This window comes from Sphaerisporangium sp. TRM90804, from assembly GCF_029846175.1.
Classification (GTDB): Bacteria; Actinomycetota; Actinomycetes; order Streptosporangiales; family Streptosporangiaceae; genus Sphaerisporangium.
This window is the reverse complement of sequence record NZ_JARWAC010000016.1, coordinates 246602-254826: the sequence shown is the minus strand read 5'-3', so window position 1 is coordinate 254826 and position 8225 is coordinate 246602. Positions and strand designations below refer to the sequence as shown.

Below are 8225 nucleotides of genomic sequence, written 5' to 3'. Positions count from 1 at the left end.
ACCTAAGGAAGTCGCAAAGTGGTGAGGGCTCGGTGAGTCGGAGCACGGGTTTTCGCCCGGCCGTCCTCGTGGCGCTGCTCGGTGCCCTGCTTGTCGCGCTGTGCCTGCTGTCGATCGGGCTCGGCGCCCGGAGCATCCCGCTCGGCCAGGTCGTGCAGGCGCTCTTCGGCCAGGCCGGCGACCCGACGGTCGGCAACGTCATCTGGTCGGTCCGCGTGCCGCGCACCCTGCTCGGGATCGCCGCGGGCATGGCCCTGGGCCTGTCCGGAGCGGTGATGCAGGCGCTGACCCGCAACCCGCTCGCCGATCCCGGCATCCTGGGGGTGAGCGCCGGCGCGTCCTTCGCCATCGTCCTGTCGGCGGCGCTGTTCGGCTTCGGCTCGCTGCTGGAGTACATCTGGTTCTCCTTCGCCGGCGCGCTGCTCGCCAGCGTCGCGGTCTACACGCTGGCGCGGCTGGGGCGCTCCGGTCTGACGCCGGTCAAACTGGCCCTGGCCGGGGTCGCGATCACCGCGCTGCTGTCCTCGCTGACCAGCGCCGTCGTGCTCACCGACGCCGACGCGCTCAACCGCTACCGGTTCTGGGCGGCCGGCTCGCTCGCCGACCAGACCGGCGACTCCGTCCGCCAGATCCTGCCGTTCGTCCTGGCGGGCGCGGTGCTGGCGCTGTTCTCCGCGCCCGCGCTCAACAGCATGGCCCTCGGCGACGACGTCGCCGCCTCCCTCGGACGGAGGCTCGGGCTGGTGCGCCTGCAGGGCGTGCTCGCCGTGATGCTGCTCACCGGCGCGGCGGTCTCGGTCATCGGCCCGGTCGTCTTCATCGGCCTGGTGGTCCCGCACGTGGCCCGCGTCCTCACCCAGCAGGCCGGCCTCGGCCCCGACCACCGCTGGCTGCTCCCGCTGTCGGCCGTGCTCGCCCCCTGCCTGCTGCTCACCGCCGACATCCTCGGCCGCGTCATCGCCCGCCCCAGCGAGGTCCAGGCCGGCGTCCTCATCGCCTTCATCGGCGGCCCCTTCTTCATCGCCATGGTGCGCCGCCGCAAACTGGCCGAAGCATGAGCGCCCACGGCGCCCCCGCGCCCCGCCCCGAGACGGCCGAGAACGCCACCCCGCACCGCCACCCCCTCCATACGGCGGGTCCGCATCGCGGCCCCGTCGCCGCGCAGGAGGCGGGAGCATGAGCGCGAGAGTTCCCTCCGGGCCGCGCGAGGCGGCGGTGTCTCCGGCCGGGGGCGTCCCCTCGGCGCCCGCAGCGCGGGCGTTCCGGCTGGCGGTGCCGCCCGTGTCGGGGTTCGTGCGCCCACGGCTCGTGGCCGTGTGCGCCGGCCTGGCGGTCGCCACCTTCCTCGTCTTCTGCTGGGGCGTGTCGATCGGCGACTACCCGATCCCGTTCACCGGCGTCGTCCAGGCGCTGGCGGGCATCGGCGACCCCGGCACGCTGCTGGTCGTCCAGGAGCTGCGGCTGCCGCGCGCGGTCACCGGGCTGCTGGCCGGCGCCGCGTTCGCCCTGTCCGGCGCCCTGTTCCAGACCATGACCCGCAACCCCCTGGCCAGCCCCGACGTGATCGGCCTGGTCCAGGGCGCGGGCACGGCGGTGGTCGCCGGCATCGTGCTCGGCTGGGATGCCGGCCTCGGCGTCCAGGCGCTGGGGCTGGCCGGCGCGCTCGCCACGGCGCTGGCGGTCTACGTGCTGGCCTGGAAGCGCGGCACCACCGGCTACCGGATCATCCTGGTCGGCATCGGGGTGTCGTGGATCTGCACCAGCGCCACCGACTACCTGGTGGCCAGGGCCGGCCGCTTCGAGGCGCACGCCGCGCTCGGCTGGCTGGTCGGCAACCTCAACGGCCGCGACTGGGACCAGACGATCCCGCTGGCCTTCGCCCTGCTGGTGCTGGTGCCGGTGGCGCTGATGCTCGGCCGCCTGCTGGGCACGCTGCAGCTCGGCGACGACGTCGCCGCGGGGCTCGGCACCCGCGTGCAGCCGGTGCGCCTCGGCGTCATGCTCACGGCCGTCGGCCTGGTCGCGTTCGCCACGGCGGCGGCCGGGCCGGTCGCGTTCGTGGCGCTGGCCGCGCCGCAGATCGCCCAGCGGCTGGCCCGCGCCGCCGCGCCGCCCCCGGTCGCCTCCGCGCTGGCCGGCGCCCTGGTGGTCCTGGTGTCCGACCTCGCGGCACGAAAGCTGATCCCCGGCATGGAAGTGCCGGTCGGACTCGTCACCGGGGTGCTCGGCGCCCCCGTCCTGCTCTGGCTGCTCATCCGCGCCAACCGCGCGGGATCAGGAGGCTGAAGGCATGTCGACCACCGACCCCGACCTGCGGGCGAACGACCTGCGCCTGGCGTACGACGACCGCGTCGTGATCGACGGCCTGGACGTGGCCATCCCACCCGGCCGCGTCACCGCCATCGTCGGGGCCAACGCCTGCGGCAAGTCAACGCTGCTGCGCGCCATGGCCCGGCTGCTGGCGCCGCGCGCGGGCGCGGTGCGGCTCGACGGCCGCGCCCTGCAGTCGGTCCCCACCAGGGAGCTGGCCCAGCGCCTCGGCATCCTGCCGCAGGCGCCCGTGGCGCCCGAGGGTCTCACCGTCATCGACCTGGTCAACCGCGGCCGCTCCCCGCACCAGACCTGGTGGCGGCAGTGGTCGAAGGCCGACGAGCAGGCCGTGCTCGGCGCGCTGGCGGCCACCGACATGACCGACCTCGCCCACCGTGCCGTCGACGAGCTGTCCGGCGGCCAGCGCCAGCGCGCCTGGATCGCCATGGCCGTGGCCCAGGGCACCCCCGTGCTGCTGCTGGACGAGCCCACGACCTACCTCGACCTGGCCCACCAGATCGACGTGCTCGACCTCATCACCGACCTCAACCGCCGCGAGCACCGCACCATCGTCATGGTCCTGCACGACCTCAACCAGGCCTGCCGCTACGCCGACCACGTCATCGCCATGAAGTCCGGCGGCATCGTCGCCGAAGGCCCCCCCTCCGCCGTCATCACCGCCCAGTCGGTGGAACACATCTTCGGCCTCCGCTGCCAGGTGGCCACCGACCCCGTGAGCGGCACCCCCATGGTCATCCCCCTCAGCCGCCACCACGACGCCCCCACCCCCCTCAACCGGGTCCCCGAACGAACCGGCTGACGGCGGACGAGTCCCCGCGAGGGGTGAGCGCACACCCCGGTCACCCGGCGCACCGGTCAAGCCCGCCCGCGGCACGCGGGATCACTCGATGCGAGTGGCCGGGAGGCCAGGTCGTTCAGATCCAGCTGATGCGCTCCTGGAGCAGTGCCTGCTGGGCGGGGTTGCTGGTCAGTCGCAGCGCCTGTTCGTCGTGGGAACGGGCCTCGGCCGGGCGGTCGAGGCGGCGCAGGAGATCAGCGCGGGTGGCGTGCAGGAGGGGGTAGCGGGCCAGGACGCCACCGGGGTCGCCGAGGTCGTCCAACTCGGCCAGCGCCGCCTCGGCTCCCATGGTGTAGCTCAAGGCGACGGCCCGGTGCAGACGGGCGACCGGCGAGGGCGCCACGTGCAGCAGCATGTCGTACAGCACCAGGATCTGCGCCCAGTCGGTGCTCTGGAACGACTCCGCTTCGGCGTGACAGGCTGCGATCGCGGCCTGCAGCTGGTACGGCCCCGGCCGCCGGTGCGCGCGGGCGGTGCGTACCAACAGCGCCGCGGCCGCGTCGATGGCCGGCCGATCGAACAGCTCGCGGTCCTGTTCGTCCAGTGGCACCAGGCGGTCGCTCGCGTCGAATCGGGCCCGGCCGCGCGCCCGGTGCAGCCGGATCAGCGCCAGCAACCCGATCACCTCGGGCTCACCCGGTGCGAGGCCGGCCAGCAGCGCGGTCAGCCATTCGGCGTCGTCGACCAGGTCTCGCGCGTGCGCCCGCCCGGCGGTGCTGGAGAGGTAGCCCTCGTTGAACAGCAGATAGATGACCGCCAGCACCGCCTGCAGTCGCTCAGGAAGGTCGTCACCAGCGGGAACGCCGTACGGGATACCGGCCTCGGTGATCTTCTTCTTCGCCCGGGTGATGCGCTGCGCCACCGTGCTCTCCGGCACCACGAACGCCGCGGCGATCTGCGCGGTGGACAACCCGCACACCACCCGCAGCGTCAGTGCGATCCGTGCCGCCGGGGCCAGAGCCGGATGACAGCAGATGAAGATCAACCGCAGGCGGTCATCCGGTGCCGCCGGCGCCGGGCGCAGCAGGGTGAGCTTGGCGCGGTAGTTCGACTCGCGCCGCAGCACGTCCAGGCCGCGGCGCCGGGCCACGGTGAACAACCACGCGTCCGGCCGGTCCGGAATCCCCTCCACCGGCCAGCGGCGCAGCGCCGCCTCGACCGCGTCCTGCACCAGATCCTCGGCGGCCGAGAAGTCGCCCAGCAGCGGGATCAACCTCGCCGCGAGCCGGCCCGCGTGCTCACGTACGACGCGGGCCAGCACCTGGTCACTGTGCGCCTGCTCGAACGTCATGACGCCGGGCGGATCTCCACGACGGGACAGGCGGGCCACGACCGGGCCAGCTTCAGCGCCTCGTCCAGATCGGCCACCTCGATCTCGGCGAACCCGCTCACCGCTTCCTTTCCCTCCACGAACGGGCCGTCGGTGACGACCGGCTCGGCGTCGCCCCGCAGCCGCATGGTGGTCGCGGTGTGCACCGGCGCCAGATGCGTATGGTGAGTGATCTTGTCGGCGTTGTCGGCGAACCAGCGGCCCACCGCCTCGTACGCCGCCCGCTGCTCCACCTCGCCCATCGCCTCCAACTCCTTGGCGAACCGCTCGGTCTCCACGAACATCAGCACGTACTTCACCCTTGTCCTCCGTTGTCTCTCGCTGCTCTACCCGGCGCCGCCTGAACCATGAACCCTGGGACTCAGCCGGCCGGGAGCACGGCGTACAGGTCGACGCCGTTGCCGTCGGGGTCGGCCACGGTGGCGTACCGCATACCCCAGATCGCGTCGAAGGGCTCGGCCAGCCCCCGGTGGCCGGCCTCGACCAGCTCGGTGTAGGCGGCGTCGACCCCGGCCGGGGCCTCGAACTCGAAGCACAGCAGAGTGCGGGGGCCGCCGGTAGGCGCGCTCCAGCCGGGCAGGAACGGTGTGCGGAAAGCCTCGGTGTCGAGCATGACGTGCAGCCCGCCCGGCAGGTCGCAGGACGCGTGCTCGGGCGAGTGCTCATCGAGCTTGAAGACCAGCCCCAGGCGGGCGTAGAAGGCGATGGACGCCTCCATGTCGGAGACCACGATGTCGATCGTGTTGAGCGTCGCGTGCATGACCTGCCCCTGTCGTCTCGATATGCCGTCGAGTGGATCCGCGAGCGCCGACCAACTCCGGCCATCACCAGTGAGACGATCGGGCGGGGCCGCGATACGACAACGGGCCGGGCGTCTTCGTGAGGATCCAGTCCATCGGCAGGAGGCGACCCGCTCCCCATACGGTGGCGATCACTCTCACCTCATAGGGGACGTGACGCAGTACGTCGGCGGGCGCCGACTGCTGGACGAGCCCACGACCTACCTCGACCTGGCCCACCAAATCGACGTGCCGCCACCACGTCACCTCACCGCCCGCGCCCATCGAGCCATTGGCGGAGAGAACCGGCTGACGCCGTCCCCTTCACCCGGGAACCGCCTCAGGGCTCGGATCGGCACCCCGCGCTCTCTCATCGACGCGGGCTACGGCTCCGCGAGATGCGCCGCGACGCTCGGTTGACAGGCCGCCGGCTCGCGGAGCCGCACGGCGCGGCGGTGCGGTGTTGGTGAGGCGAGGACCGCCCCGGGAAAGCAGCGCCGAAGGCACCATTTCGGGGTGGGTGGTTGCACTTAGGCCTAGGGGCGGGGGGTGAGGTAGCCGCCCATGGTCTGGAAGTAGTCGTGGGCCTTGTGTTCGGCGCCGTCTTCGGTGCGGACGCGTTCTATGACCAGGCCTCGGCAGCGGCCGTCGCGGGCCTGGGCGCCGGCGACGATGACGACGCCGTCGCCCTCGCGGATGAAGACGCGGCCCGGGGTGCCGCCGTAGCAGGACTTCGAGACCGAGGCCGCCACGACGCGCAGGCGCTCGCCGCGGTGGTAGGTGAAGGCGTTGGGATAGGGGTCGGACAGGGCGCGCACCAGGCGCTCCAGGTCTTCGGCGGGCCAGGTCCAGTCGATGCGGCTGTCCTCCAGGGACCGCTTGTGGAAGAAGCTGGCCTGGCTGCGGTCCTGCGGGATCCACCGGGCCCGGCCGGAGGCGATGAGGTCGAGGGAGTCGCGCACGATGGGGCCGATCAGGTCGACCGTGCGGTGGAACAGGTCGGTGGCGGTGTCGGCCGGGCCCACCGGGACCGAGCGCTGCAGCACGATGTCGCCCGCGTCGAGCTCGGCGTCCATGCGGTGCGCGGTGACGCCGACCTCCCGCTCGCCGTTGATGAGGGCCCAGATCAGCGGGGAGAACCCGGCGTACTTCGGCAGCAGCGAGTCGTGGACGTTCAGCGTGCCGTGCGGGGGGAGGTCGAACACTTCTGGGGGCAGCCAGGTGCGCCAGTTGTTGGCCACGATGATGTCGGGCGCCGCTTCCTGGAGCGCGAGCAGCAGTTCGGGGTCGTCGGGCCGCTGCCGGAGCAACACGGGGACGTCGTTCTCGGCGGCCAGTTCGGCGACGGAGTCGTCCCAGATCTTCTCGTACGCGTGCTCGCTCTTCGGGTGGGTGACGACCAGCCTGACCTCGTGTTCCGAGTCGAGCAGAGCCCGCAGCGTGCGGTGGCCCCAGGTCTGGTAGCCGAACATGACGACCCGCATGGTCGATCCTCTCCTCGACAGCGCCTTGCAAGGTAAGGCTAACCTTATCTAAAGTTTGCCATGAGGAGGCGATGCCGCGGTGGACACACTGCACAGTGGGCCCGACACCATTTACGACGTCCTGGGGGTCGGTTTCGGCCCGTCGAACCTGGCGTTGGCCATTGCCGTCGAGGAGCATAACGCCGCCGTCCCGGCAGCCGAGAGGTTGCACGCCGGGTTCCTGGAGAGACAGCCGCGCTTCGGCTGGCACCGGGGGATGCTCATCGACGACGCGACCATGCAGGTGTCCTTCCTGAAGGACCTGGTCACCATGCGCAACCCGGCGAGCGAGTTCAGCTTCCTGTGCTACCTGCGCGACAAGGACAGGCTGGTCGACTTCCTGAACCAGAAGACGCTGTTCCCGCTGCGCGTGGAGTTCCACGAGTACTTCGAGTGGGCCGCCGCCCGCCTGCCGCACCTGGTCGAGTACTCCTCCGAGGTGCTCGCCGTCGAGCCGGTGATGGCGGAGGACGGCGAGATCCGCTGGTTCGACGTGATCAGCGCCGACCCCGGCAACCCCGGCGGCACCATCGTGCGCCGCGCCCGCAACGTCTCCGTGGCCACCGGCCTGGAGCCCCACCTGCCCCCGGGCACCATCCTGTCCGACCGCGTCTGGCACAACAGCGAGCTGGTGCCGCGCGTCGCCGAGCTGGCCGGCTCCGGAAGGCCGATCCGCCGGGCGCTGGTGCTCGGCGCGGGGCAGAGCGCGGCCGAGGCCGCCGCCTACCTGCACCGCACCTTCCCCCACACCGAGGTGTGCGCGGTCTTCGCCAAGTACGGCTACACCCCGGCCGACGACAGCCCGTTCGCCAACCGCATCTTCGACCCCGAAGCGGTCGACATCTACTACAACTCCCCGGCGGGCGTGAAGCAGTCGCTGTTCGACTACCACCGCGGCACGAACTACTCGGTGGTCGACATGGAGCTCATCCAGGAGCTCTACCAGACCGCCTACCGCGAGAAGGTGGCCGGTCGCGAGCGCCTGCGCTTCCTCAACATCTCGCGCATCCGCGAGGTGTTCGAGCGGGACGACCGCCTCGACGTGAGCGTGGAGTACCTGCCCACGGGCGAGCGCGAGATCCTGACGGCGGACGTCCTGGTGCACGCGACCGGCTACCGCCCGCGGGACATCGGCACCGTGCTCGGCGAGGCGGCCAAGCTGTGCCTGCGCGACGAGGAGGACGCCGTCCGCGTCGGCCGCGACCACCGCGTCCAGCTGGCGCCCATGGTCAGCGCCGGCATCTACCTGCAGGGGGGCACCGAGCACACCCACGGCCTCACCTCCACCCTGCTGTCCACCACGGCCGTCCGCGCCGGGGAGATCCGCGACTCCCTGCTCGCCCACCGCGCGCACGCGCCGGCCGTTCCGCTCGCGGCCGGGCGCGCCTGGGCATGACGGCCGCGACGAAGACGAGGCTCACCCC

8 protein-coding genes are annotated in these 8225 nt (G+C 72.2%); 4 read left to right on the top strand and 4 right to left on the bottom strand.

The features are described from left to right. Nucleotides 1-32 precede the first annotated feature (32 nt). The 3 genes from PYR91_RS21495 (at nucleotide 33) to PYR91_RS21485 (ending at nucleotide 3130) form a co-directional block, all read left to right on the top strand. Complete coding sequence (locus PYR91_RS21495) at nucleotides 33-1058, top strand: iron chelate uptake ABC transporter family permease subunit (protein ID WP_279782168.1); 1026 nt, start codon at nucleotides 33-35, stop codon at nucleotides 1056-1058. Between the two features lie 118 nt (nucleotides 1059-1176). Then, nucleotides 1177-2286: an iron chelate uptake ABC transporter family permease subunit gene (locus PYR91_RS21490; protein ID WP_279782166.1), complete on the top strand. Its 1110-nt coding sequence runs from the start codon at nucleotides 1177-1179 to the stop codon at nucleotides 2284-2286. A gap of 4 nt (nucleotides 2287-2290) precedes the next feature. Continuing rightward, nucleotides 2291-3130 carry an ABC transporter ATP-binding protein gene (locus PYR91_RS21485; protein WP_279782164.1) on the top strand — a complete coding sequence of 280 codons (840 nt, stop codon included), beginning with the start codon at nucleotides 2291-2293 and terminating at the stop codon, nucleotides 3128-3130. Between the two features lie 115 nt (nucleotides 3131-3245). On the opposite strand, the gene PYR91_RS21480 is transcribed toward PYR91_RS21485, so the two are convergent. The 4 genes from PYR91_RS21480 to PYR91_RS21465 all read right to left on the bottom strand — a co-directional run bounded on the left by PYR91_RS21480 (nucleotide 3246) and on the right by PYR91_RS21465 (nucleotide 6762). Further along, the gene (locus PYR91_RS21480) at nucleotides 3246-4460 is read right to left on the bottom strand and encodes a sigma-70 family RNA polymerase sigma factor (RefSeq protein ID WP_279782162.1); all 1215 of its coding nucleotides are present in this window, start codon (nucleotides 4458-4460) and stop codon (nucleotides 3246-3248) included. Further along, nucleotides 4457-4798, bottom strand: coding sequence for a YciI family protein (locus PYR91_RS21475; protein WP_279782160.1), 342 nt, complete (start codon nucleotides 4796-4798; stop codon nucleotides 4457-4459). The genes PYR91_RS21480 and PYR91_RS21475 overlap by 4 nt, the downstream gene beginning before the upstream one ends. Nucleotides 4799-4860: 62 nt before the next feature. Beyond that, nucleotides 4861-5259, bottom strand: a complete 399-nt coding sequence (locus PYR91_RS21470; protein ID WP_279782158.1) for a VOC family protein — start codon at nucleotides 5257-5259, stop codon at nucleotides 4861-4863. Between the two features lie 555 nt (nucleotides 5260-5814). Next, the gene (locus PYR91_RS21465) at nucleotides 5815-6762 is read right to left on the bottom strand and encodes a methionyl-tRNA formyltransferase (RefSeq protein ID WP_279782156.1); all 948 of its coding nucleotides are present in this window, start codon (nucleotides 6760-6762) and stop codon (nucleotides 5815-5817) included. A 79-nt stretch (nucleotides 6763-6841) separates the two neighbouring features. On the opposite strand from PYR91_RS21465, the gene PYR91_RS21460 reads away from it, so the two are divergent. Continuing rightward, nucleotides 6842-8197: a SidA/IucD/PvdA family monooxygenase gene (locus tag PYR91_RS21460; RefSeq protein WP_279782154.1), complete on the top strand. Its 1356-nt coding sequence runs from the start codon at nucleotides 6842-6844 to the stop codon at nucleotides 8195-8197. Nucleotides 8198-8225 lie beyond the last annotated feature (28 nt).

Coding starts and splice junctions, on each gene's coding strand:
- PYR91_RS21490 (WP_279782166.1), top strand. CDS start 1,177: ATGAGCGCGAGAGTTCCCTCCGGGCCGCGCGAGGCGGCGGTGTCTCCG.
- PYR91_RS21485 (WP_279782164.1), top strand. CDS start 2,291: ATGTCGACCACCGACCCCGACCTGCGGGCGAACGACCTGCGCCTGGCG.
- PYR91_RS21480 (WP_279782162.1), bottom strand. CDS start 4,460: ATGACGTTCGAGCAGGCGCACAGTGACCAGGTGCTGGCCCGCGTCGTA.
- PYR91_RS21470 (WP_279782158.1), bottom strand. CDS start 5,259: ATGCACGCGACGCTCAACACGATCGACATCGTGGTCTCCGACATGGAG.
- PYR91_RS21465 (WP_279782156.1), bottom strand. CDS start 6,762: ATGCGGGTCGTCATGTTCGGCTACCAGACCTGGGGCCACCGCACGCTG.